Origin of the sequence: Microbacterium sp. LWH13-1.2 (genome assembly GCF_038397735.1) — a bacterium.
Taxonomy (GTDB): domain Bacteria; phylum Actinomycetota; class Actinomycetes; order Actinomycetales; family Microbacteriaceae; genus Microbacterium.
Genome location: NZ_CP151635.1, coordinates 1,104,644 through 1,127,729, shown reverse-complemented (window position 1 = coordinate 1,127,729; position 23,086 = coordinate 1,104,644). Strand labels below are relative to the sequence as shown.

The following is a 23,086-nucleotide window of genomic DNA, read 5'->3' as shown; positions in this document are numbered from 1 at the left end:
CGGAACGACCTCGAACCGTCATGATCACGCCGGGCGACGCTCGGCGAGCTCGTCAGCGGGAGCCTCGACGGCGCCGCCGATTCCGAGCTTCTGCTTGATCTGAGTCTCGATCGCCAGTGCGATGTCGGGGTTCTTGAGCAGGAACGTTCGCGCGTTCTCCTTGCCCTGACCGAGCTGATCGCCGTCGTAGGTGTACCAGGAGCCGGACTTCTTCACGATGCCGTGCTCGACACCGAAGTCGATCAGGCTCCCCTCGCGCGAGATACCCACGCCGTACAGAATGTCGAACTCCGCCTGCTTGAACGGCGGAGCCATCTTGTTCTTGACGACCTTGACCCTGGTGCGGTTTCCGACTGCGTCGGTGCCGTCTTTCAGCGTCTCGATGCGACGGATGTCCATGCGGACCGAAGCGTAGAACTTCAGCGCCTTTCCACCGGCCGTGGTCTCCGGAGATCCGAAGAAGACGCCGATCTTCTCACGCAGCTGGTTGATGAAGATCATCGTGGTGTTCGTCTGGTTGAGTCCACCCGTCAGCTTTCGCAGAGCCTGCGACATGAGCCGAGCCTGCAGACCCACGTGCGAGTCACCCATCTCGCCCTCGATCTCTGCGCGAGGAACGAGAGCCGCCACGGAGTCGATCACGATCAGGTCGATGGCACCGGAGCGCACGAGCATGTCGGCGATCTCGAGTGCCTGCTCACCTGTGTCGGGCTGCGAGACGAGGAGAGCATCGATGTCGACACCGAGCTTGGCTGCATAGTCGGGGTCGAGCGCGTGCTCGGCATCGATGAAGGCCGCGATGCCGCCGGCGCGCTGGGCATTGGCGATCGCGTGCAGCGTGAGAGTCGTCTTACCCGAGGACTCAGGCCCGTAGATCTCGACGATGCGGCCACGCGGGAGGCCACCGACGCCGAGAGCGACGTCGAGGGCGATGGAGCCGGTCGGGATGACCGCGACAGGGGCGCGTTCGTCGCTGCCCAGTCGCATGACCGAACCCTTTCCGAACTGGCGATCGATCTGGGCGAGTGCGGTCTCGAGGGACTTCTCGCGGTCAGCGGGTGATGGCATGACGGGCTCCTTATGCTCGCGTGGTGCCGCCTGTAGGCTGTCGCGGTCCTCCCGGCTGGGCGGAACTCTCCGACAAGGCGTATGGCTCTTCGGCTTGTCTTCACCGTACGAGGCACCTCGGACATTGAGTCGTCAGCACCACGGATCAGGGAGAACAAGATCTCTGAACCACTTGTGCAGAAGACTACGCCGGTTTCGAACACATCTTCGACAACACGCCGGATCGGCGTGTCGATCCCGTACGCGTCGAGAGCGTCAGACGGTCACCTCTTGCGAGGCTCGAGGCGCCCGGCGCCATGGCGACGCTCGGGTGGGACATCCGTCTCGGAACACAGCGCGAGCCAGATGTCGCGCGGCGGGATGCCAGCGTCGAGAGCCTCGTCGGCAGTGCGACCGGAGAGCTGACTCAGGACCAGATCGCTGATCAGAGACGGACCCCGCCCGCCGAACTCCGTATCGACGGCGCGGAGGAATTCACTGCGTCGCATGAAGAGCGGGAACCCTCGACGTTCAGTGGAGCGAGAGCTCGGGCTCGACCGAGGCTACGAGGTCGTCGGGAACGACGTCAGGGAACACCTGGATGCCCTCGAGCACGGAGATACGATCTCCGACCTCACGCATGATGATCGAGATGGGGACGTCGAGCGCGTCAGCCACAGAAGCGAGTATCTCGCTCGATGCCTCTTTCTGGCCCCGCTCCACCTCGCTGAGGTAGCCGAGCGCCACGGACGCCTTGCTTGCTACCTGCCGGAGCGTACGCCCCTTCTGCAGGCGGAAGTCCCTCAGCACATCGCCGATTTCCTGTCGTACAAGAATCATCGGAACCTCCTCCCAGATCGTCTTCCCGAGGTATCCCCCGAGGAGATCGCCAGTCTAGTCCTACCGACCTTCACAAAATCTACCTTCGCACGCTGTGCTTTCGGTGTGAGCACATCCATGACAACGGAACTCATCGCCCACCTATTCCCGGACGAGTCGAACGAGCAGGGCGAGTGCGGCGGCGACGGCCTGCGCACGGATCTCTGCACGATCGCCGGGGAATGCATGGGGTTCGGTGACGGATGCGGTCGGCGTCACGACGGCGATGTGCACCGTGCCGACCGGCTGGCCGTCAGGCGACTCCGGTCCGGCTATCCCCGTGGTCGCGACTCCGACGTCAGCCGGGCGTCCCGCGACGCTCACCGCATGCCGCACCCCGTCGGCCATCTGCAGTGCGACCTCGGGATGCACGGGACCATGCGCGGTCAGAAGATCGGAATCGACTCCGAGCAGGCTGTGCTTCACCGGAGTCGCATAGGCGACCACCGCACCGAGCAACGACGCTGACGCCCCCGCCACGGAGACGAGTTCGGCCGCGACAGCACCGCCGGTCAGGGACTCCGCCACCCCGAGGGTCCATCCGCGGGCGACCAGTCCATCCAGAGCCTCCGATGCGCCGGTCATGACGACTGCCGAGAACCCCGCACCTGCGCCACGATGTAGTCGATCCCGCTCGCCACAGTCAGGATCAGCACGACGATCATCAGGAACGCCGTCACGATGATCCAGGGGCCGAGTCCGATGAGCACGTGCAGCGGGAGAAGCGCCCAGGAGAGCGCGACTGCCTGCACCGCCGTCTTCACCTTGCCCATCCAGGCCGCCGCGACCACATGCTCCTTCGCGACGATCAGCCGATGGACGGTGATGCCGACCTCACGGATCAGGATCACGATGACCAGCCACCAGTTCAGCTCGCCCAGCACCGCAAGGCCTACGAAGCCCGCACCGGTGAGCAGCTTGTCGGCGATCGGATCCCAGAGTTTGCCGAAGTCGCTCACGATCTCGTATCGGCGAGCGAGGTAGCCGTCGACCCAGTCGGTCGAGATCGCGACGATGAAGAGCGCTGCCGCGATCCATCGCATCACGAGGTCGTCGGCGCCGTATGTTCCGCCGATGAGGAGCAGGACGAAGAAGACGACCGCGAGAGGGATGCGCGCGACGGTGATCGCATTGGGAAGCTGCCGGGGAATCGCCATCAGTCGCGCCCCGTCAGTCCCCAGGCATCTTCATCGCCGTCGTCGTCGGCCTCGACCACCGGCAGTCCCTGGAACTGGGCTTCGACCGGATCGTGCGGCGCCCCCGCAGCAGTGGCCGACGGAGCAGCTGCGGCCGCCGAAGGCTTTACCGGGACGTCGTCGCCTCGGAGTTTCGCCATCACCTGCGGTAGCTGCTCGGCCGTCGCCAGCACATCGCGTGCCTTCGATCCCTCAGAAGGACCGACGATCTCGCGCGACTCGAGAAGGTCCATCAGTCGACCGGCCTTCGCGAAGCCGACGCGCAGCTTGCGCTGCAGCATCGAGGTCGACCCGAACTGCGACGACACGATCAGCTCGGCGGCGGCGAGGAGGAGCTCGAGGTCGTCTCCGATGTCCTCGTCGACCTCCTTCTTCTTCGCCGGCTCCATCGCCTCCTGCACGTCAGCACGGTACTCGGGGCGCGCTTGGCGGGTCACATGCTTGACGACCGCGTCGATCTCCTTCTCGTCGACCCATGCCCCCTGCAGACGGAACGGCTTCGATGAGCCCATCGGCGAGAACAGGGCATCACCCTGACCGATCAGCTTGTCGGCGCCGGGGCTGTCGAGGATCACGCGACTGTCGGTGACGCTGGTCACCGCGAAGGCGAGACGTGACGGCACGTTGGCCTTGATGAGACCGGTGACGACGTCGACGCTCGGTCGTTGCGTGGCGAGCACCAGATGGATGCCGGACGCGCGAGCCAGTTGCGTGATGCGCACGATCGAATCCTCGACGTCGCGCGGGGCCACCATCATCAGGTCGGCGAGCTCGTCGACGACCACGAGGAGGTACGGGTAGGGCTTGAGCACCCGCTCGCTCCCGACCGGCAGCTCGACCTCGCCGGCGCGTACTGCTCGGTTGAAGTCGTCGATGTGGCGGAACCCGAACGACGCGAGGTCGTCGTACCGCATGTCCATCTCCTTCACGACCCATTGCAGCGCCTCTGCCGCCTTCTTCGGGTTCGTGATGATGGGCGTGATCAGGTGCGGAACCCCTGCATAGCTCGTGAGTTCGACGCGCTTCGGGTCGATGAGGACCATCCGGACGTCGGTCGGGCGTGCCCGCATGAGGAGGCTCGTGATCATCGAGTTCACGAAACTCGACTTTCCGGAGCCGGTGGAACCGGCGACGAGCAGGTGGGGCATCTTGGCGAGGTTCGCGATGACGATGTTGCCGCCGACGTCCTTGCCGACGCCGATCGTCATCGGATGGGTGCTCTTGTGGGCAGCCGGAGACCGCAGCACGTCGCCGAGCGCGACCATCTCTTTGTCGGCGTTGGGGATCTCGATGCCGATGGCGCTCTTGCCGGGGATCGGCGAGAGGATGCGCACGTCGTTGGACGCGACTGCATAGGCGAAGTTGTTGCTCAGCTGCAGGATCTTCTCGACCTTGACGCCGTGTCCGACCTCGACCTCGTACTGCGTGACCGTCGGGCCCCGCGAGAAGCCGGTCACCTTCGCGTCGACCTTGAACTGCGTCAGCACACTCGTGATCTGCTCGATCACCTTGTCCGTGGCCTCGGACCGGGCGACAGGCGGCGGTCCTTCGACCAGAAGTCCGGGCGACGGCAGGATGTACGGAGCCACCGGCGCCTGAGGCCCCCGCTCCCCCGGTCCGGCGGTTCCGAAGCCGTCGAGTCCGGGCAGCTCGGGAACCTCGCCGGTGTCCGACTCGTCGTCGAGGAGCGCGGTGGTCTGCTGTCCGGCGAGCGATTCCGTCACCGAACGGACGTCGGAGAGCACCTCGGTCGCCGCGTCGTAGGGGTCTTCGACCACGACGGCCTGGTCATAGGCGGGCGTCGGCTCGGACGTCGTGAGCAGAGCGGTGATGTCGTCGGAGCCGAGAGTCCCCTCGTCGGGGTCCTCTTCACGGCCCGTCTTGTTACGACGCCACCAGGGCAGCACATCCGGATCGTCGACCTTGTCGGCCTCGTCGATCGCCGCGGTATTTTTCGTCGGCTTCTCAGTGCGTTCGGCATCGAACATCCACGCATACAGGTCGCCCAATCGCTGGCCGATCCGGTTCGGCGGCGTCTTGGTGAGGATCAGCACGCTGAGTCCCGCCAGCAGTGCGAGCACGATGTAGGCGCCCACGGGGGTGAGGTATGAGAGGGGCTCGCCGACCATCCACCCGAACAGTCCGCCGGCCTCGCTCAGAGCAGGCATGCCGTCCTTCGGCTGGGCGCGCACGAGCAGTCCTGCCGAATCGGCGCGGCCGGCGGCGATGTGGCAGAAGCCCGCGAGCGTGAGCACGAAGAGGCCGAACCCGATACCGATACGTCCGTTGTCGTGCACAGACGATGGATGCCGGAACAGCCACCCCGCGAGCAGCAGGAGCAGCACGGGCATCACGAACGCGACCCGACCGACCAGCAGACCGACCGAGTAGGCGCTGATGTTCGAGGCGACCTCGTTGCCGATGAAGAACCATTCGTTGACCGCGCCGGCGATCGCGAGCAGCACGAGCAGGAACGGGAAGCCGTCGCGTCGATCGTCCTTCTCGAGGGTCTCGGGCCCGAACGCGCGGAAGAGTCCGCCGACGCCGTGTGCGAGACCGCCCCACGCGCGCACGGCGACGGGAGGCTTGTCGAGTTCGTCGATGTATTTCTTCGGCGCAGCCTGAGCCTTCGGAGCGGCCTGCCTCTTGGGGCGAGGCGTGGCGCTCTCGGACGCGCGCGCTGACTTCGTGGTACTCCTGGCCATGCTCTCACGTTACGACCAGAGGCCGACATTCCCCGTAATGACGCGGCATTCCGGAGTCTTCGCGCGGGCCGCGGTGGCGCTCAGGACATCCGATGAACCATCGTGTCGCGGACTTCCCCGATCTCCGTGACCACGAACCCCTCCGAGCGATAGAGCGTCCGCGCGAAGTTGTCTCGTTCGACGCTCAGGCTGAGGCGCGGATGCCCCTGCTCGCCAGCGTGCGTCACGAGCCGGCGGAGCAGCATGCGACCGACACCGTGCGCGCGCCAGATGGGCTGCACGCCGATGATGAGTTCCGGCACCGCCGTCCCGACGAAACCGAACCCCGGGTCGTCCTGCGACAGCATCCGGTACCAGGCGGCCCCGATCGGCCTCTCATCGGAGTCGACCGCGACGAAGCCCGCATCCGCCGGTCGCATCCACCCGGCCACGTATCGTCGATGCTCGGTGGCGGTCAGGATCTCGTGACGAGCCCGCGCTCCGCCAGAGCGCCAGTTCGCGGCTTCCACGACCATGTCGCCGAGGAAGCTCCCGTCGGCCTGGGCGGCAGGCCTGATCGAGTAGGCGTCGGACATGTCCGGAGCCTACGGTGCGCGCGTTACAGCCGCGTGTCGTCCGACTGTGAACGCGCGACCGCCGTGCTCAGGCCTCGATGACGAGGGGGACGATCATCGGACGACGGCGGAGCTTCTGGTTCACCCAGCGTCCGATCGTCCGGCGGATGACCTGCGACAGCGCATGGGTGTCACGGACTCCGTTGCCTGAGGCCTCCTTGAGCGCCGCGATGATCTTGGGGGTCACGTCATCGAACACCGAATCGTCTTCGGCGATGCCCCGTGCGTGGATCTCGGGGCCGGAGATGATCCGCCCGGTCTGCGCATCGACGACGACGATGATGGAGACGAAGCCCTCCTCGGCGAGGATGCGGCGGTCCTTGAGATCGGCGTCGGTGATGGCACCGACGGTGGAGCCGTCGACGTAGACGAAGCCGAGGTCGAGCTGGCCGACCACACGGGCGTCTCCGTCTTTCAGGTCGATCACCGTGCCGTTCGAGGCGATGATGGTGCGCTCGGCCTCGACCCCCGTGTCCTGGGCGAGCTTCGCGTTGGCGATCAGGTGCCGGTACTCGCCGTGGACCGGGAGGACGTTCTTCGGCTTGAGGATGTTGTAGCAGTAGATCAGCTCGCCGGCGGCGGCATGCCCCGAGACGTGGACCTTGGCGTTCGCCTTGTGCACGACGTTCGCGCCGAGTTTCGTGAGTCCGTCGATCACGCGGTAGACGGCGTTCTCGTTTCCGGGGATCAGACTCGAGGCCAGGATGACGGTGTCGCCCGGGCCCGGCTCGATCGCGTGATCGAGGTTGGCCATGCGGCTGAGCACGGCCATCGGCTCGCCCTGCGAGCCCGTGGACATGTAGACGATCTTGTCGTCGGGAAGATCCCGCGCCTTCTTGTAGTCGATCAGCAGGCCGCTCGGCACCTTGAGGTAGCCGAGGTCCTCGGCGATCGTCATGTTGCGCAGCATGCTCCGCCCGAGCAGCGCGACGCGGCGTCCGTGCGCGTGGGCTGCGTCGAGGACCTGCTGAACGCGATGGACGTGGCTGGAGAAGCTCGCGACGATGACACGGCGCGGAGCCTTGCCGATCACCTGGTCGAGCACCGGCCCGATCGAGCGCTCGGTCGGCGTGAAGCCGGGCACGTCCGCGTTCGTGGAGTCGACGAGGAACAGATCGACTCCCTCCTCGCCGAGGCGCGCGAACGCCCGGAGGTCGGTGATGCGGCCGTCGAGCGGCAGCTGGTCCATCTTGAAGTCGCCGGTCGCGAGAACGAGCCCAGCGGGCGTGCGGATCGCGACGGCCAGGGCATCCGGGATCGAGTGGTTGACCGCCACGAACTCGAGATCGAAGGGGCCCACCTGCTCGCGCTGTCCTTCCTTCACGGTGAGGGTGAAGGCCTTGATGCGGTGCTCCTTGAGCTTCGCCTCGACGAGTGCGAGCGTGAGCCCCGACCCGATCACCGGGATGTCGCTCTTCAGACGAAGCAGGTACGGAACCGCGCCGATGTGGTCTTCATGACCGTGCGTGAGCACGACGCCGACGATGTCGTCGAGACGTCCCTTGATCGGCTCGAAGTCGGGCAGGATCAGATCGACACCCGGCTGGTGCTCCTCCGGGAAGAGAACCCCGCAGTCGACGATCAGGATCTTGCCATCGAACTCGAAGATCGTCATGTTGCGGCCGATCTCTCCGAGGCCGCCGAGCGGAGTGACCCGCAGCGTTCCTTCGTCGAGGGCTGCGGGTTCTGCGAGCGGGATGGACATGCTGTCTCCTCAGTCGGACACTCCACGCGTCCGTTCGTTCATGGTGACGCGGCTCACCGCGCCCGGTGTCAGCGGGTCGTGCCGTGCACCTTCGGCAGGGCACCGCCCGCGGCCGCGTTGCGGTCGGGGCGGAAGTTGGAGAAGTCGGCGCCGGGAACGTCCTTCACGAGATCGAGCTCGTCCTCGATGAGAGCGGCCTCCCACTCTTCGGGACCGACGAGTGGCAGACGGACCCGCGGGCTCGAGATGCGGCCGAGTCCGTGCAGGATGTACTTCGCCGCGACGGTGCCGGGCACATGCGTCATGACGGCGCGCACCAGCGGCTCGAGACGCTTGTGCTCCGCGGTCGCGGTCGTGAGGTCACCGCGGTTCACGGCGTCGATGATCGTGCGGTACGGAGTCGCGGCGATGTTCGCGGTGACGCCGATCAGACCGGTCGCCCCGATGGCCAGGTGCGGCAGCACGTTCGCGTCGTCACCCGAGAAGTACATCAGGTCGGTCTGGTTGAGCACGCGGCTCACCTCTGAGAAGTCGCCCTTGGCGTCCTTCACGGCGAGGATGTTCGGGTGCTTCGCGAGTCGCAGGATCGTCTCGTACTTGATGGGCACGCCCGTCCGACCCGGGATGTCGTAGAGGATCACCGGGAGGTCGGTAGCGTCGGCCACCAGACGGAAGTGGGTCAGGATGCCTGCCTGCGTGGGCTTGTTGTAGTACGGCGTGACGATCATGATGCCGTCGGCGCCGGCCTTCTCGCTGGCCTTGTACAGCTCGATCGCGTGCGCGGTCTCGTTGGATCCGCCCCCCGTGATGATCTTCGCGCGGCCGGCCGAGACCGACTTGCCGATCTCGACGAGCTTGAGCTTCTCGGGGTCCGTCAGGGTCGAGGTCTCGCCGGTCGTTCCCGTCACGACGATTCCGTCAGCCCCGGCGGTGATGACATCATCGATGTGCTTCTCGACGGCGGGCCAATCGACTTCACCGTCGGCCGTCATCGGAGTGACGAGCGCGACGAGAACCTGTCCGAAAGGGTTGCCCGAGTGCGTCATGCCCCCAGCGTATCGGTTCGCGTGCCGCTCACCCAGACGAGGCACGGTGGATGACATCTCCACGCGCGACCGCGATCTTCTCGCGGAGCACCAGACCGGCCAGCTCGCCGACCGTGATCTCGTTCACGTGCTTCCGGAACATCTCGATGCCCGTGATCCGCGTCTGCGCATGCGGCGCACCGTCGCGCAGCACCACGATGTCGTCGTCCACCCGCAGCACGCCCGATCTGAGCGCGCCCGTCGCGACGGTTCCCCGCCCCGTGATCGTGAAGACATCCTCGACCAGGAACTCGGTCGATCCCGAAGCCACCGACAACGGAGTCGATGCGCGAATGTGTGCCCTGTCCCCCGCCTCCCCCGCGACGCCGGCGGTCATCGCTGCGAGTCGCGCGGCTTCCGCTTCGTTGAAACGGCGCAGCACCTCGTTGGCGTCCTCTGCGTCATGCTTCCTGCCGAACAGCCATCCCATGCCGTCGATCCTAGGGACCCGCATAGGCTCGACTCCATGGCATGGGTCACACACGAGTCGTCGACGGTGTACGAGAACCGGTGGATCGAGGTACGGGAAGACCGGGTCACCGGCCCCGGAGGCGACGGAATCTACGGGGTGGTGACCATGCGGCATCCGGCGGTCTTCGTGGTCGCGCTCGATGACGAGGACCGCATCTGCCTGGTCACGCTTGAGCGCTACACGACGGGAGTCTCGATCGAGGTGCCCGCCGGAGGAAGCGACGGCGAGGACCCGCTCGTGGCCGCGCAGCGCGAGCTGCTCGAGGAGACCGGCTTCGTCGCCGAGGATTGGACGGCACTCGGAACGATGAACGCCCTGAACGGGATCGCCCATGCGCCGGAGCACGTGTTCCTCGCTCGGAGCCTGACTCCGTCGGACGACTCCACGCGCACCCAGGCGGAGGAGGGCATCGACGCCGTCACCTGGGTACCGTTCGCCGACGTCCTCGGCATGATCGCCGAGGGCCGGATCAGCGATGGAGAGACCGTCGCGGCGATCGCTTACGCCGGCATCCGTCTGGGCAGATTCCGCTGATCTCGCAGAGCGCTGATTCGCGCAGCACGCTCGCAGTGAACGCCGTCGGCGCTCACGTCAGACGCGACCTCGGCGAGCGATGCCCGACGTCACCGAGCTCGGCAGCACGCTCGCTATCGCGACGATCGCCTTGTAGCGCAGTGACGGCACCGAGACGGCCTTGCCTCGAGCCGCGTCGCGGAGACCTTCGCGCACGACATCACGTGCGTCGAGCCACATGAACGCCGGGACGCCCTCGTGCCCCGGCGCGAGCCCCATCCGCTCATGGAAGGTCGTGTGGGTGAAACCGGGACAGACGGCGGTCACGCTCACTCTGTCGGCGGCGTACTCGACGTTCGCCCAGCGGCTGAAGCCGATGAGCCAGCTCTTACAGGCCGAGTACGTCGAGCGGGAGATGAATCCGGCGACGGAGGCCACGTTGATGATGCGGCCACCGCGGCCTCGCATCGACCCGAGCGCCGCATGCATGAGGCGCATCGACGCCTCGACATGGACGCGGAGGTGCCGCACCTCGTCGTCGATGTCGTTGTCGGCGAACTGCAGCGGCAGGCCGAAGCCGGCGTTGTTGATCAGCAGATCCACCGGGTCGGAGGCGTCACCCAGACGGTCGGCGACACGGCGCACATCGGCGGCCTCGGAGAGATCGGCGACGAGGATCTCGACCGCGATGCCGTATTCGCTGCGCAGCTCCGCCGCGACGCTCTCGAGCGCATCCGTCGATCGGGCGACGAGCACGAGGTCGGCGCGGCGACGGGCGAGCTGGCGGGCGAACTCGACGCCGAGCCCTGCGCTCGCGCCGGTGATCAGTGCGGTGGGCATCAGCGCTCGTATCCCAGGAAGCGGAAGCGGACTCCCGAGCGAGAGGTCTGCCACTCCCCCTCATCGACCAGACGCCACCCGGCCTTCGACGGGGCGTAGGCATCGCCCGCGACGTCGAGGTCGAGCTCGGTGACCTCGAGACGGTCGGCATCGGCGATCACGAGCCGGAAGATCTCGGCCCCTCCGATGATCCAGACCCTCTCGTGTCCGCGCACCGCATCGGTGACCGTGGCTGCGCGCCTGACGCCCTCTTCGGTCCAGTCCTGCTGGCGCGTGATGACGATGTTCTCGCGTCCGGGGAGCGGGCGGAATCGTTCAGGCAGCGAGTCCCAGGTCTTGCGACCCATGATCACCGGCGCACCGAGCGTCTTCTCCTTGAAGTGCGCGAGATCTTCAGGGACATTCCACGGCATACCGCCTTCGGCGCCGATGACCCCGCCCTGCGCTTCGGCCCAGATCAGGCCGACCCACGTCACACCGCCACCGCCGCCCGGATCGGGGCATGGTGCTGGTAGTCCTCGACGATGAAGTCGTCGTAGGCGTAGTCGAACACCGATTCCGGCTTCCGCGCGAAACGCAGCGACGGGTAGGGATACGCGTCGCGGCTGAGCTGCTCGCGCACCTGATCGAGGTGATTGTCGTAGATGTGGCAGTCACCACCGGTCCACACGAAGTCACCCGGCTCGAGGCCGACCTGCTGAGCCACCATCAGCGTCAGGAGGGCATAGGACGCGATGTTGAACGGGACGCCGAGGAACAGATCGGCGCTGCGCTGGTAGAGCTGGCACGAGAGCTTGCCGTCTGCGACGTAGAACTGGAAGAGCGCATGACACGGGGCGAGTGCCATGTCGGGGATGTCCGCGGGGTTCCACGCCGAGACGATCAGGCGTCGGGAGTCGGGAGCCTTGCGGATCTGATCGATCACCTCGCTCAGCTGGTCGATGCTCTCTCCGTCCGGCGTCGGCCAGGACCGCCACTGCACGCCGTAGACGGGTCCGAGATCGCCCGAGGCATCGGCCCACTCGTCCCAGATCGTGACGCCGTTGTCCTGGAGCCACTTGACGTTGGAGTCGCCCCTGAGGAACCAGAGAAGCTCGTAGGCGATGGACTTGAAGTGCACGCGCTTGGTCGTGATCAGCGGGAAGCCCTGCGAGAGATCGAAGCGGATCTGCCTGCCGAAGACGCTGGTGGTCCCCGTGCCGGTGCGATCCGATTTGTGCGTGCCTGACTCCAGGACGTCGCGGAGCAGGTCTTCATACGGCGTCGGGACGGCTGCGCTCATGTCTGCCAGACTACCCGCCCATGAGGATCGAGAGTCCGTTCGTCACGATGCGACACATCGACCCAGGCGTGTGGGAGCGGCCCGTATCCTCTATCCATGTCCCCCGGAATCGCCCTCGCCGTGATCGGAGCGCTCCTCGTGATCGCCGCCGTCGTCGGGATCGTGCTGCGACTCCTCGACGGTCGACGTCGAGGAGGAGGTCACCTCCGTTTCGATCCCGCCGATGCGGACGCCGATCGGCTCGGCTCGCGCGCCACGCTCGTGCAGTTCAGCACCGAGATGTGCGCGCGCTGCCCCCAGGTGCGCAGGATGCTGTCGAGCTACGTCGCAGACGCCGACGGCCTGCATCACCTCGAGGTCGACCTCACGCATCGACCCGACCTGTCGGCGCGGTACAAGATCCTGCAGACCCCGACGACGTTCATCGTGGACGGCTCCGGCGCCGTTCGCGCACGATTCCATGGCGTGCCGCATCGCCACTCACTCACCGAGGCACTGTCCGCCGTCTGAGGCGGGAAGGACTGGAGCAGAGATGACCACTCCCGCAGGTATCGACCCCCGTGGCCCGCGTTTCGCCGCGACGATCACGACGGTGCTGCTGCTCGCCGCGACGTTCCTCGGACTCATCGGCATCTCGACGGCGCGGTCCTTCGGATGGTTCGCCTACCAACCGCTCGCGGCGGCGGACTTGGCCTCCGACACGTGGGCGATCGTCTCAGCATCGCCTGCCCAGCGCGCACTCGATCCAGGCTTCCTGCTCACAGTCGTGATCGCCCTGCTCTTCTTCTGGAGCGTGCTCTCCCCCGCGACGGCTCCTTGGGGCGTCGTATTCCGGCGGTTCGTCCGGCCACGACTCGCCCCGCCCACCGAGCTGGAGGATCCTCGCCCTCCGCGCTTCGCGCAGGGCGTCGGCCTCTTCGTCGTCACGATCGGACTCGCCCTGCATCTGATCGGCGTGCCGTGGGCGCTGCCGATCGCGACGGCCGCGGCATTCATCGCCGCCTTCCTCAACGCCGCGTTCTCATTCTGCCTCGGCTGTCAGATCTACCTGCTTCTGCAGCGAGCCGGCCTTCTCGGACGGACGCCTTCCGCGGCCTGAGCGCTGTTCCGTCCGACGCACCCGGTCGATAGGCTGGCCCCACACGCGAGCGCACATCCCGCGGCGCGAGAACCGGAGGAATCATGCCCGTCACCAGCGAAGCCACCACCACCTGGACCGGATCCCTCGCGGAGGGCTCGGGCACCGTCGCATTCTCCTCGTCGAAGCTCGGCACCTTCCCGATCAACTGGAAGGCCCGCAGCGAGGGCAGCGACACCACCACCACCCCGGAGGAGCTGATCGCCGCGGCTCACGCCTCGTGCTTCAGCATGGCCCTCTCGCACGCTCTCTCAGAGAACGGCACCCCGCCGGAGCGCGTCAACACCAGCGCGTCGGTCACCTTCAAGCCGGGCGTCGGAATCACCGGAAGCCACCTCAACGTCAACGCGGTCGTTCCCGGTCTCGCCCCCGAGGCGTTCCAGACCATCGCGGCCGAGGCCAAGGTCGGCTGCCCTGTGTCTCAAGCACTCGCCGGCATCGAGATCACTCTCGAGGCCACCCTCGCCTGAGTCGGATCAGCCGCGCGCGAGGCGGATCGCCTCACGGATGCTGGCGCGGGCGTCCTTGCGACGCCCCGCCGCATCCTGCACGACACCCAAGCGGTAGCGTGCCCGCCAGTCCCCCGGCGCTGAATCCGCAGCTGCGGTGTACCGCTGGATCATCGGATCGGCGTCCGCGCGGGCGATCCGACCGCTGGGCGTGAGTTCGGTCTCAGCCTCCGGCATGCCGCCCTCGGCATCCAGCTCGCGCCCCAGCCGATCGGCGGCGAACCCGAACTGCATCTCGCGCACGAGGGCCCACGCCCCGATCGGGGCGAGCACGATGAGCGCGATCCCCATCCCGATCGATACGGGGGTTCCGACCGAGAAGAACATCACGGCCAACCAGATCGCGACGGCCAGATAGACGAGAAGAGCCGCGCCCATCAGGGCGACGCCGATTCGCGACATCACGAACGGACGCCGATGTCGATCATGCTCTCGAGACCGACGAAGACGCCTCTGGCACTCGCTGCGAAAGGGACGGCGAGACGGATGCCCGGGGCGTAAGCGAGGGCGGGGTCCACGGTGTCGTGCGTGAACGTCAGCGATTCTCCGGGCCCGGAGAGGATGACCTCCTGCTTGGCGATGACTCCGGGGCGACGAAGGGAATGGATCGGCACGCTGCCCACCTGCTGGCCCCGAGCACGCTGGTCCGCATGCGGGGCACTGACCGGTCCCTGCTCGGTGCGTGCAGCCGCGATCAACTCGGCGGTGCGGACCGCCGTGCCGCTCGGTGAATCGACCTTGGCCTCGTGGTGCGCCTCGACGATCTCGGCGGAGCCGAAGAACGGCGCAGCCGCAGCGGCGAGAGCGGAGCCGAGCACGGACCCCAGCGAGAAGTTCGGGATGAAGACGATGCCGGTGCCGGCATTCTCGACGAGCGGCCGCACGAGGGCGATGCGCTCCGATGACCAGCCGGAGGTGGCCACGAGGACGTTGATCTGCCGTTCGACTGCTGCCCGCACCACATCGACGCTCACCTGAGGCGTGGTCGCATCGATCACCAGCCCCACCCCATCCAGCTCGGCGAGGTCGCTTCTGGAGGTGAGCACGCGACTCACCTCGAAACCCTCGAGCTCATCGATCACCGCGTGGATGATAGAGCCGAGCTTTCCGGTGCCGCCGACGAGTGCTACCTGCGTGGTCATGCGTTCAGTCTATTTCGCAGGGGCTCGCCGACCTTCGCGGCGGGCCGCCTATCGCCCAATCAGACCGGCATGGTGTCGGGGATGCCCGTTCTGAGCTCGACCGGGAGGTGCCCGGTGTCGTTGTGGGTGAGCAGGGTCCACGGACGCCCCTGCTTCTGCGCGATGACGGTCAGACCGCAGTGCGCCTGGTTGAGGGTCATCCACCGCCACTCGGGAGCACCGAGCACCTCGCGGACGAACCACGAGATCACGAAGTTGTGTGTGATGAGCACCTCGTGCACGTCACCCGGCTTGCGCACGAGGAACTCGTTGACGGCGTCGAACATCTGGGCGCGACCCGCATCGAGCTCTGCCTCCGTGATCGAGCCGAAGAACGGTTCGTAGGCTGCTGGGGTCTCCTCGGTCATCCCGGTGGGCACGCAGTCGAACAGCAGGGCGGTCGGGGCGGGGTCGACGGACGGGAGCCTTGCGGCGATCGCTCGCGCCGTCTCGTTCGCACGCAGCAGCGGCGAATGCCAGACCGCGTCGAGAGGGAGCCCGGAGAGCCGGTCCGCGATCAGCTCTGCCTGACGCTGGCCCCGTGGCGACAGGGGTCCGTCAGCGAGACCGTGCTCGGCGTCCTGATGTTCACCATGTCGGACCAGATATATGTAATGCGTCACAAACTCGCTCGCTTCATCGACAGCGCTTGCCGGGATTCACTCCACCCTATGCCAGGACTGTGACAGGGGCGTTACGACGTTCAGTTGCCGGCGCGAGTGAGTTCGGCGACCTGTGTGCGCGAGAGCGAGACGCCCGCACCCTGCATGAGTTCATCGACATGATCGGTCGCGAACGTGTTGACGATCGGCGCCGCGATGGTGCGCTGTGCGAGCAGCCAGGCGATCGAGACGGCGGCGACCGGCACCTCGAGCTCGGTGGCCACCTGGTCGAGAGCTCGGAGGATCTTGGTCCCCCGACGGTTGAGATGACCGCGGAGCTGCTCACCGCGCACGCCTCTCGAGGTCAGCGCCTTGCTGCGATGCCGGCCGGAGAGGAACCCGTGCTCGAGGGCATGCGACGGAGTGACGGCGAGGCTCTGCGCACCCGCCACGAGTCTCAGATCGCCCTCGAACGGCTGCCGACGGATGAGGTTGTACGGGGAGTCGATGACCTCGATGCGCGGGTATCCGGCGGAGGCGAGGATGCGCGCCTCGACGAGTCGCTCGGGTGCGAATCCGAACGCACCGAGAGCACCGATCTTGCCGGCATCGACCATCCACTCGACGGTCGCGAGCGTGTCTTCGAGGTTCGTCGTCTTGTCGAGGGTCGCGTCGAGGTAGAGCACATCGATGCGATCGACTCCCAGACGCGTCAGCGACCCCTCGACCGCGCGCACGAGGTTGACGGAGCCGAGACCGGGATTGTCGGCGTGCGCGCCGATGCGGACGCTGAGCACTGCGCGTTCGCGCTGTCCGCGCGACTGCAGCCACTGGCCGATGATGTGCTCGCTGCGTCCGCCCGAGAAGCCATCTGCCGTGTGGATCGCGTTACCGCCGAACTCCACGTAGCGATCGAGGATCCCGTGACTCGTCTCGAGATCGACGTTCCAGCCGAACTCCGCCGCGCCGAGCATGAGAGGGAAGGTGTCGAGACCGGTCTCGCCGAGCGGGACGCGGATGCTCTCCCCTATTCCGGGTCCGACGATCGGGATGGGAGCGGACGGGTGCTCTGCCGCGCCCTGCTGCGCGCGTTCGGGCGACGTACCTGCGCCTACGCTGAACAACCGCATATCCTCACCCCCGCGTCAGTCGGTGCGTACCGACCTGCGTCACTGCCTGTGATTTGCACCCCCCGGTGCGTACTTCGAGAGTAAGCGACATCCGCGAACTCCCCGACCAATCCGTGGAACGGCGCAAGAACTTCCCATAACGGTTTGATCACATCGGATACGACGAAGCCCGGGCCATCCCTGAGGACAGACCCGGGCCTCGTATCGAAGCGCTCCGATTACTCGGCTGCGGCCTCTTCAGCGGGAGCTGCGTCCGCCGCGGGAGCGTCGTCGAGCACGGGCTCGAGCGACAGCTTGCCGCGGTCGTCGATCTTCGTGATCTTCACGAGGATCTTCTGACCGACAGACAGCACGTCGTCGACGTTCTCGACGCGCTTGCCACCGGCGAGCTTGCGCACCTCGGTGACGTGCAGCAGGCCGTCCTTGCCCGGGAGCAGCGAGACGAACGCACCGAACGTCGCGATCTTCACGACGGTTCCGAGGAACTGCTCGCCCACCTCGGGGTTGGTCGGGTTGGCGATCGCGTTGACCTGGGCACGGGCGGCCTCGGCCGAGGGGCCGTCGGTCGCGCCGATGTAGACGGTGCCGTCCTCCTCGATGGAGATCTGAGCGCCGGTCTCATCCTGGATCGCGTTGATCGTCTTGCCCTTCGGGCCGATCAGCTCGCCGATCTTGTCGACCGGGATCTGCACGCTGATGACGCGAGGCGCGGTCGGCGCCATCTCGTCGGGAGCATCGATCGCGGCGTTCAGGACATTGAGGATCGTCAGACGCGCGTCGCGGGCCTGGGTCAGCGCGCCTGCGAGCACCGACGACGGGATGCCGTCGAGCTTCGTGTCGAGCTGGATCGCCGTGACGAACTCGCTGGTGCCGGCGACCTTGAAGTCCATGTCGCCGAGCGCGTCCTCGGCGCCGAGGATGTCGGTGAGGGCGGCGTAGCGCGTCTCACCGTTGACCTCGTCGGATACGAGACCCATCGCGATACCGGCGACGGCTGCGCGCAGCGGCACACCCGCGTTCAGGAGCGAGAGGGTCGAGGCGCAGACGGATCCCATCGACGTCGAGCCGTTGGAGCTCAGCGCCTCGGAGACCTGACGGATCGCGTAGGGGAACTCCTCGCGGCTCGGCAGCACCGGCACGAGTGCGCGCTCGGCGAGGAAGCCGTGCCCGATCTCGCGACGCTTCGGCGAACCGACCCGGCCGGTCTCACCGGTCGAGTAGGGCGGGAAGTTGTAGTGGTGCATGTAGCGCTTGCTCGTCGTGGGCGACAGCGAGTCGATCTGCTGCTCCATCTTGAGCATGTTCAGCGTGGTGATGCCCATGATCTGGGTCTCGCCGCGCTGGAAGATCGCCGAGCCGTGAACGCGCGGGATGACCTGCACCTCTGCGTCCAGCGGACGGATGTCCGCGAGACCACGGCCGTCCATGCGCACGCTCTCCGTGAGGATGCGGCCGCGGACGATCTTCTTCGTGACGGACTTGTACGCCGCGGAGAACTCGAGCGGTGCTCCAGCCGGCAGGTTGCCGGCCTCGACTGCTTCGATGAGCTGCGCCTTGACGCGGTCCTTGACCTCGTCGTCCTTGCCCTGACGCTCCAGCTTGTCGGCGATCTGGTAGACGTTCACCAGGTCGTCATAGGAGCGCTCGGCCACGAAGTCGTAGACCTCGCTGGAGTACGGCGGGAAGACCGGGTACACGCCCGGCTCCTTCGCAGCGGTTGCCGCAAGCTCGGCCTGAGCCTTGACGAGCTGCGCGATGAAGGGCTTCGACGCTTCGAGACCCTGCGCGACGACGGCCTCGTCGGGCTTCGTGGCGCCGGCCTTGATCAAGTTCCAGCTGCCCTCGGTGGCCTCAGCCTCGACCATCATGATCGCGACGTCTTCGGTGCCGTCGGACTTGGTGACGACACGACCGGCGACGATCAGGTCGAACACGGCCTCGCTGACCTGCTCGGCGGTCGGGAACGCGACCCACTGGTCGGCGTGCTCGCCCTGACCCGGGATGAACGCGAGGCGCACACCGGCGACGGGGCCCGAGAACGGAAGACCCGAGATCTGCGTCGACGCGGAAGCCGCGTTGATCGCGAGAGCGTCGTAGAACTCGCCCGGAGCGATCGAGAGCACGGTGATGACGATCTGGACCTCGTTGCGGAGGCCGTCGACGAACGACGGGCGCAGTGGACGGTCGATCAGACGGCAGACGAGGATCGCCTCGGTCGAGGGACGACCCTCACGACGGAAGAACGATCCGGGGATCTTGCCTGCTGCGTACGAACGCTCTTCGACGTCGACCGTCAGCGGGAAGAAGTCGAAGCCCTCGCGCGGGTGCTTGCCTGCGCTGGTGGCCGAGAGGAGCATGGTCTCGCCGTCGAGGTAGGCGGCGACTGCGCCCTGAGCCTGCTGCGCGAGGCGGCCGGTCTCGAAGCGGATGGTGCGGGTGCCGAAGCGGCCGTTGTCGAGAACGGCCTCGGTGGCGGTGATTTCAGGACCTTCCAAGAGGTCTCTCCTTCTTTGTTTAGACTCGCGAATCCGTATGACGCGCGAGCGTGTTCATGAAGGAGCGGATGCAGCCGGATACGGGCGCGCGGGCAATCCCGCGAATGTCACCTGCGCTGGCCACCAGTAGAAAGCCACCCGACGACCCGCCGAGGAACCCACCACAGGGGACCAGCTCTCCGCCGATCGCTCCATGAGTCGATATGAAGTTGTGCAGCCGACAGACGTCGACCTCGTCCAGCCTACCAGCGGCACCCCGAAAACCCCCGCGACCGCACCATCCGGTCGTTCGGACACACGTCGTCCACGCGCCGTTCACCGACCGGATGCCGGCAGGTGAGGAGCATCCGCTGTCCTGTCACCATGCGCATGTCAGTGATCGGATGCGGGTACCTCGGTGCCGTGCACGCCGCAGCGATGGCCTCGATCGGACACGACGTCGTCGGGATCGACGTCGACGCGCAGAAGGTTGCCGCTCTCGCGAACGGCACCGCGCCGTTCTTCGAACCGCAGCTCAGTGAGCTCCTGCAGGAGGGCCTCACCTCAGGGCGACTGAGATTCAGCACCGAGATGTCGGATGCGAGTGGAGCGACGATCCACTTCATCGCCGTCGGCACGCCGCAGATCGCGGGCGGACATGCCGCGGATCTGCGGTTCGTCGACGCCGCAGTGGCCGCGCTGCTCCCCCACCTGCACCCGAGCGACGTTGTGGCCGGCAAGTCGACGGTGCCTGTGGGGACGGCCGAGCGCCTGAGCGCGGCGGTCGCGGGCACCGGCGCGACCCTCGTGTGGAATCCCGAGTTCCTCCGCGAAGGTTGGGCCGTGCACGACACGATCTCACCAGACCGCCTCGTGGTGGGTGTGCCGTCCGGAAGCGACGGCGAGCGTGCCGCCGAAGCGCTGCGCGAGGCCTACCGCCCGGCTGTGGATGCCGGCACGCCTTTCCTCGTGACGGATCTGGCGACGGCCGAGCTCGTGAAGGGCGCGGCCAACGCCTTCCTCGCCACCAAGATCTCCTTCATCAACGCGATGGCCGAGATCGCCGAGGCGTCGGGCGCCGACGTCGCGCTCCTCGCGGACGCGCTCGGGCACGACACCCGCATCGGACGACGGTACCTGGGCTCGGGCATCGGGTTCGGCGGTGGCTGTCTCCCGAAGGACATCCGCGCCTTCGCAGCCCGCGCCGAGGAGCTCGGGCGCGGAGAGGCCGTGGGGTTCCTCCGTGAGGTGGACTCGATCAACATCCGGCGACGCGACAGAGCCGTGCAGCTCGTCGTCGACGCACTGGGGGGTCTGGTGTTCGGACGCCGCATCGCGGTGCTCGGTGCCGCGTTCAAGCCGTTCAGCGACGACATCCGCGACTCCCCCGCTCTCGACGTCGCCGTGCGGTTGCGCGGTTTGGGAGCGGACGTGGTCGTCACCGACCCGGCCGCCCTCGAGAACGCTGCGGCGGCGCACCCCCAACTCGGCTACGCGACGGAACGTGACGACGCCCTCCGCGACGCGGACGCCGTGGTGATCGTCACGGAGTGGGACCTCTACCGTCGCGAGATGACACCAGAGCACGCCGGGTCGCTCGTCGCAGGTCGGGTCATCATCGACGGCCGCAACTGCCTCGATTCCGCCGCTTGGCGAGCTGCGGGCTGGACGTACCACGGCATGGGACGCCGCTGATCGATCCGCATCGCACGGCGGGAACCGCCCGGCCCGGATGAACCGAGCGGTGCATCCACCGCGGTCGCTTCAGCTCACCCGCACCCCGCTGTGCGACGTCGACCGCCCGAGGTACACGTAGTCGTCGTGCTTCGCACTGCGCCCGTCGCCGGCGGCGCGGCCGTGCATCCGACGCCATACCCACGGCAGCGCATGTCTCCGCCACCACAGCCCCGCACCGATCGGCTCGTTCTCGTGCAGCGCGGCATCGAGAGCGCCGAGCGTGTCCGCATGCGGGACCGCCAGCACCTCGCCCGCTCGGTACGCGAGGAAGCGGTGACCGCGACTGCTGAGATGCACGAGATCCTCGCCCCAGTTCGGTCGGTCGGGAAGAGAGGGATGCAGATCGGTGTCGATCAGTATCGCGCCCGTGCGGGCGGCGATGCCCGCGAGCGCCGTCGCGAAGGCCGCGAACCGGCGGGAGTAGATCGCAGCCGCCCGCCGGCGAGGGAGGAACGGCGTGACCAGAACGACATCCGCTCCGATGCTGCGGAGTCGCCGCACCGCACCTTCGACTTCTGCGGCGAGCGCCGGCACATCGACGGTCGACTTCACCAGGTCGTTCGCACCGATGAGGATCGATACGAGGTCCGGTTCGAGCTCGAGGGCGCGCGGGAGCTGGATCTCGCAGACGTCTCGGACCCGCTTCGACCTGATCGCGAGGTTCGCGTAGTGCAGTCCACCGCGCGCAGCGAGCAGCAGGGCGAGGCGGTCCGCCCATCCGCGCAGGGCTCCGTCCGGCGCCGGGTCGCACAGTCCTTCCGTGAGGGAGTCGCCCATCGCGACGTACCGGTGCCAGCGACGCGCGTCGACGGGAGCCGCGATGTCGGGGCGGGTGAGGCGGCGCGTGCGGACCCCCGAGTCCACGGCGCGGAGAGTCCGTGCTTCATCGAAATGGCCGAGCAGCTGGTCGCACACGCTCGACCAGCTGCGCCCCTGGACGGCCTGGTGCCCTGCCTCGCCGAACGCCCTGCGCTTGCGACCGTCTCCTGCGAGGTCGGCGACCCTCATCCGCAGATCCGCCAGGTCTCCGGGAGAGTACAGCCATCCGTCGATCCCCATCCGCACGAGATCGAGGGGGCCGCCACGTCCGGTGGCGACGACGGGGACGCCGCTCGCGTGCGCCTCCTGCAGGGTCTGACCGAAGGTCTCGCTCTCCCCCGGGTGCACGAAGACGTCGAAGGATGCGGTGGCGGCTGCGAGGGCTTCACCCTCGAGATGGCCGAGGAAGAGGGCGTGCGGCAACACCGCCTCGAGCTTCGTCCGGCTGGGTCCGTCCCCCACGATCACGAGTCTGGCCCCGGGGATGCTCTGCAGCACCGCGAGGTCCTGGACCTGCTTCTCGGGCGCGAGTCGGCCGACGTATCCGATCACGACATCACCGCCCCACTCCGCCCGCAGCGTCTCGCTGCGTCGAGAGGGCTGGAACCGTTCGGCATCCACTCCTCTCCCCCACCGACGCACCCGATCGACTCCGAGGGAGGCGAGGCGCTGGGCGGAGTCGGCGGACGGCGCGAGCGACAGTGTCGCCCGACGATGGAGGCGGGCGATGTGCGTGTGCGCGATACCGGTCGTCGCGGGCACCCGGTATCGCTCCGTGTACGCGGCGACGTCGGTCTGGTATGCGGCGACCGCGGCGATATCGAGACGATCTGCGGCGAGCGCTCCCCGCCAGCCCAATGCGAAGGGCGAGGCGAGGTGCACGACGTCGGGCTGGAAGCGACGGAGGGATGCCGCGACGCGGTGGGCGGGCGAGGTGCCCACCCGCACGTTGCGGTACCCGGGGAGCGGGACGCTCGGGATGGGCTCGATGACGGCACCGTCGATCTCGGTGGGCATGCCGACGGCATCCGGCGCGATCACGTGCGCCTCATGGCCTGTGCGCTCGAGGTGCCTCAGGATCTGCAGGACGGATCCGGTGACACCGTTCATGTGCGGAAGGAAGGACTCTGTCACGATCGCGACTCTCACATGCCCAGG

The 23,086-nt window shown here is 67.2% G+C and carries 24 protein-coding genes; 5 read left to right on the top strand and 19 right to left on the bottom strand.

The genetic code is table 11. The features are described 5' to 3' along the window. Window positions 1–24: 24 nt before the first annotated feature. The 10 genes from recA to MRBLWH13_RS05105 all read right to left on the bottom strand — a co-directional run bounded on the left by recA (window position 25) and on the right by MRBLWH13_RS05105 (window position 9,661). Window positions 25–1,068 carry a recombinase RecA gene (gene recA, locus MRBLWH13_RS05150; RefSeq protein ID WP_056509487.1) on the bottom strand — a complete coding sequence of 348 codons (1,044 nt, stop codon included), beginning with the start codon at window positions 1,066–1,068 and terminating at the stop codon, window positions 25–27. A 263-nt stretch (window positions 1,069–1,331) separates the two neighbouring features. Next, entirely contained in the window at window positions 1,332–1,556 is a 225-nt protein-coding gene (locus MRBLWH13_RS05145) for a DUF3046 domain-containing protein (protein WP_341957212.1), read from the bottom strand. Window positions 1,557–1,578: 22 nt separating this feature from the next. After that, a complete protein-coding gene (locus MRBLWH13_RS05140) occupies window positions 1,579–1,887 on the bottom strand; it encodes a helix-turn-helix transcriptional regulator (RefSeq protein WP_042541772.1) in 309 nt (102 codons plus the stop codon). A gap of 141 nt (window positions 1,888–2,028) precedes the next feature. Further along, the gene (locus MRBLWH13_RS05135; protein ID WP_341957211.1) at window positions 2,029–2,511 is read right to left on the bottom strand and encodes a CinA family protein; all 483 of its coding nucleotides are present in this window, start codon (window positions 2,509–2,511) and stop codon (window positions 2,029–2,031) included. Then, window positions 2,508–3,083, bottom strand: a complete 576-nt coding sequence (pgsA, locus tag MRBLWH13_RS05130; RefSeq protein WP_341957210.1) for a CDP-diacylglycerol--glycerol-3-phosphate 3-phosphatidyltransferase — start codon at window positions 3,081–3,083, stop codon at window positions 2,508–2,510. The genes MRBLWH13_RS05135 and pgsA overlap by 4 nt, the downstream gene beginning before the upstream one ends. After that, window positions 3,083–5,827, bottom strand: coding sequence for a DNA translocase FtsK (locus MRBLWH13_RS05125; RefSeq protein ID WP_341957209.1), 2,745 nt, complete (start codon window positions 5,825–5,827; stop codon window positions 3,083–3,085). Before MRBLWH13_RS05125 ends, pgsA begins: the two co-directional genes overlap by 1 nt. Before the next feature lie 80 nt (window positions 5,828–5,907). Then, the gene (locus tag MRBLWH13_RS05120; RefSeq protein WP_341957208.1) at window positions 5,908–6,402 is read right to left on the bottom strand and encodes a GNAT family N-acetyltransferase; all 495 of its coding nucleotides are present in this window, start codon (window positions 6,400–6,402) and stop codon (window positions 5,908–5,910) included. 67 nt (window positions 6,403–6,469) lie between these two features. Continuing rightward, entirely contained in the window at window positions 6,470–8,146 is a 1,677-nt protein-coding gene (locus MRBLWH13_RS05115; protein WP_341957207.1) for a ribonuclease J, read from the bottom strand. A gap of 68 nt (window positions 8,147–8,214) precedes the next feature. Continuing rightward, complete coding sequence (gene dapA / locus MRBLWH13_RS05110; RefSeq protein WP_056308113.1) at window positions 8,215–9,192, bottom strand: 4-hydroxy-tetrahydrodipicolinate synthase; 978 nt, start codon at window positions 9,190–9,192, stop codon at window positions 8,215–8,217. 28 nt (window positions 9,193–9,220) lie between these two features. Continuing rightward, window positions 9,221–9,661: an EF-Tu/IF-2/RF-3 family GTPase gene (locus MRBLWH13_RS05105; RefSeq protein WP_341957206.1), complete on the bottom strand. Its 441-nt coding sequence runs from the start codon at window positions 9,659–9,661 to the stop codon at window positions 9,221–9,223. 36 nt (window positions 9,662–9,697) lie between these two features. On the opposite strand from MRBLWH13_RS05105, the gene MRBLWH13_RS05100 reads away from it, so the two are divergent. Further along, window positions 9,698–10,237 carry an NUDIX hydrolase gene (locus MRBLWH13_RS05100; RefSeq protein WP_341957205.1) on the top strand — a complete coding sequence of 180 codons (540 nt, stop codon included), beginning with the start codon at window positions 9,698–9,700 and terminating at the stop codon, window positions 10,235–10,237. A gap of 57 nt (window positions 10,238–10,294) precedes the next feature. Here MRBLWH13_RS05100 and MRBLWH13_RS05095 read toward each other — a convergent pair whose 3' ends face one another. The 3 genes from MRBLWH13_RS05095 to MRBLWH13_RS05085 are packed head-to-tail and all read right to left on the bottom strand — an operon-like array spanning window position 10,295 to window position 12,338. Next, window positions 10,295–11,056: an SDR family NAD(P)-dependent oxidoreductase gene (locus MRBLWH13_RS05095; RefSeq protein ID WP_341957204.1), complete on the bottom strand. Its 762-nt coding sequence runs from the start codon at window positions 11,054–11,056 to the stop codon at window positions 10,295–10,297. Next, on the bottom strand, window positions 11,056–11,532 hold the full coding sequence (locus MRBLWH13_RS05090; RefSeq protein WP_341957203.1) for a dihydrofolate reductase: 477 nt from the start codon (window positions 11,530–11,532) through the stop codon (window positions 11,056–11,058). Before MRBLWH13_RS05090 ends, MRBLWH13_RS05095 begins: the two co-directional genes overlap by 1 nt. After that, the gene (locus tag MRBLWH13_RS05085) at window positions 11,529–12,338 is read right to left on the bottom strand and encodes a thymidylate synthase (RefSeq protein WP_341957202.1); all 810 of its coding nucleotides are present in this window, start codon (window positions 12,336–12,338) and stop codon (window positions 11,529–11,531) included. The genes MRBLWH13_RS05090 and MRBLWH13_RS05085 overlap by 4 nt, the downstream gene beginning before the upstream one ends. Window positions 12,339–12,434: 96 nt before the next feature. On the opposite strand from MRBLWH13_RS05085, the gene MRBLWH13_RS05080 reads away from it, so the two are divergent. From MRBLWH13_RS05080 to MRBLWH13_RS05070, 3 genes are all read left to right on the top strand, one after another. Continuing rightward, window positions 12,435–12,848, top strand: coding sequence for a thioredoxin family protein (locus MRBLWH13_RS05080; protein WP_341957201.1), 414 nt, complete (start codon window positions 12,435–12,437; stop codon window positions 12,846–12,848). 22 nt (window positions 12,849–12,870) lie between these two features. Next, window positions 12,871–13,437, top strand: coding sequence for a DUF4395 domain-containing protein (locus MRBLWH13_RS05075; RefSeq protein ID WP_341957200.1), 567 nt, complete (start codon window positions 12,871–12,873; stop codon window positions 13,435–13,437). A gap of 83 nt (window positions 13,438–13,520) precedes the next feature. After that, the gene (locus tag MRBLWH13_RS05070; RefSeq protein WP_341957199.1) at window positions 13,521–13,946 is read left to right on the top strand and encodes an OsmC family peroxiredoxin; all 426 of its coding nucleotides are present in this window, start codon (window positions 13,521–13,523) and stop codon (window positions 13,944–13,946) included. Window positions 13,947–13,952: 6 nt separating this feature from the next. On the opposite strand, the gene MRBLWH13_RS05065 is transcribed toward MRBLWH13_RS05070, so the two are convergent. The 5 genes from MRBLWH13_RS05065 to MRBLWH13_RS05045 form a co-directional block, all read right to left on the bottom strand. Further along, window positions 13,953–14,387 carry a hypothetical protein gene (locus MRBLWH13_RS05065; RefSeq protein WP_341958223.1) on the bottom strand — a complete coding sequence of 145 codons (435 nt, stop codon included), beginning with the start codon at window positions 14,385–14,387 and terminating at the stop codon, window positions 13,953–13,955. Continuing rightward, window positions 14,387–15,127 carry a 4-hydroxy-tetrahydrodipicolinate reductase gene (dapB, locus tag MRBLWH13_RS05060; RefSeq protein WP_341957198.1) on the bottom strand — a complete coding sequence of 247 codons (741 nt, stop codon included), beginning with the start codon at window positions 15,125–15,127 and terminating at the stop codon, window positions 14,387–14,389. The genes MRBLWH13_RS05065 and dapB overlap by 1 nt, the downstream gene beginning before the upstream one ends. A 59-nt stretch (window positions 15,128–15,186) precedes the next feature. After that, on the bottom strand, window positions 15,187–15,789 hold the full coding sequence (locus MRBLWH13_RS05055; RefSeq protein ID WP_341957197.1) for a histidine phosphatase family protein: 603 nt from the start codon (window positions 15,787–15,789) through the stop codon (window positions 15,187–15,189). Window positions 15,790–15,869: 80 nt separating this feature from the next. Beyond that, window positions 15,870–16,898 (bottom strand): aldo/keto reductase, encoded by a 1,029-nt coding sequence (locus MRBLWH13_RS05050; protein WP_056509433.1) that lies wholly within the window; start codon window positions 16,896–16,898, stop codon window positions 15,870–15,872. A gap of 218 nt (window positions 16,899–17,116) precedes the next feature. Beyond that, on the bottom strand, window positions 17,117–19,393 hold the full coding sequence (locus MRBLWH13_RS05045) for a polyribonucleotide nucleotidyltransferase (protein WP_056308135.1): 2,277 nt from the start codon (window positions 19,391–19,393) through the stop codon (window positions 17,117–17,119). 363 nt (window positions 19,394–19,756) lie between these two features. Between MRBLWH13_RS05045 and MRBLWH13_RS05040 the strand changes: the two genes are divergently transcribed. Then, window positions 19,757–21,067 (top strand): UDP-glucose/GDP-mannose dehydrogenase family protein, encoded by a 1,311-nt coding sequence (locus tag MRBLWH13_RS05040; RefSeq protein WP_341957196.1) that lies wholly within the window; start codon window positions 19,757–19,759, stop codon window positions 21,065–21,067. Window positions 21,068–21,136: 69 nt separating this feature from the next. Here MRBLWH13_RS05040 and MRBLWH13_RS05035 read toward each other — a convergent pair whose 3' ends face one another. Continuing rightward, the gene (locus tag MRBLWH13_RS05035; protein ID WP_341957195.1) at window positions 21,137–23,062 is read right to left on the bottom strand and encodes a GDSL-type esterase/lipase family protein; all 1,926 of its coding nucleotides are present in this window, start codon (window positions 23,060–23,062) and stop codon (window positions 21,137–21,139) included. Window positions 23,063–23,086 lie beyond the last annotated feature (24 nt).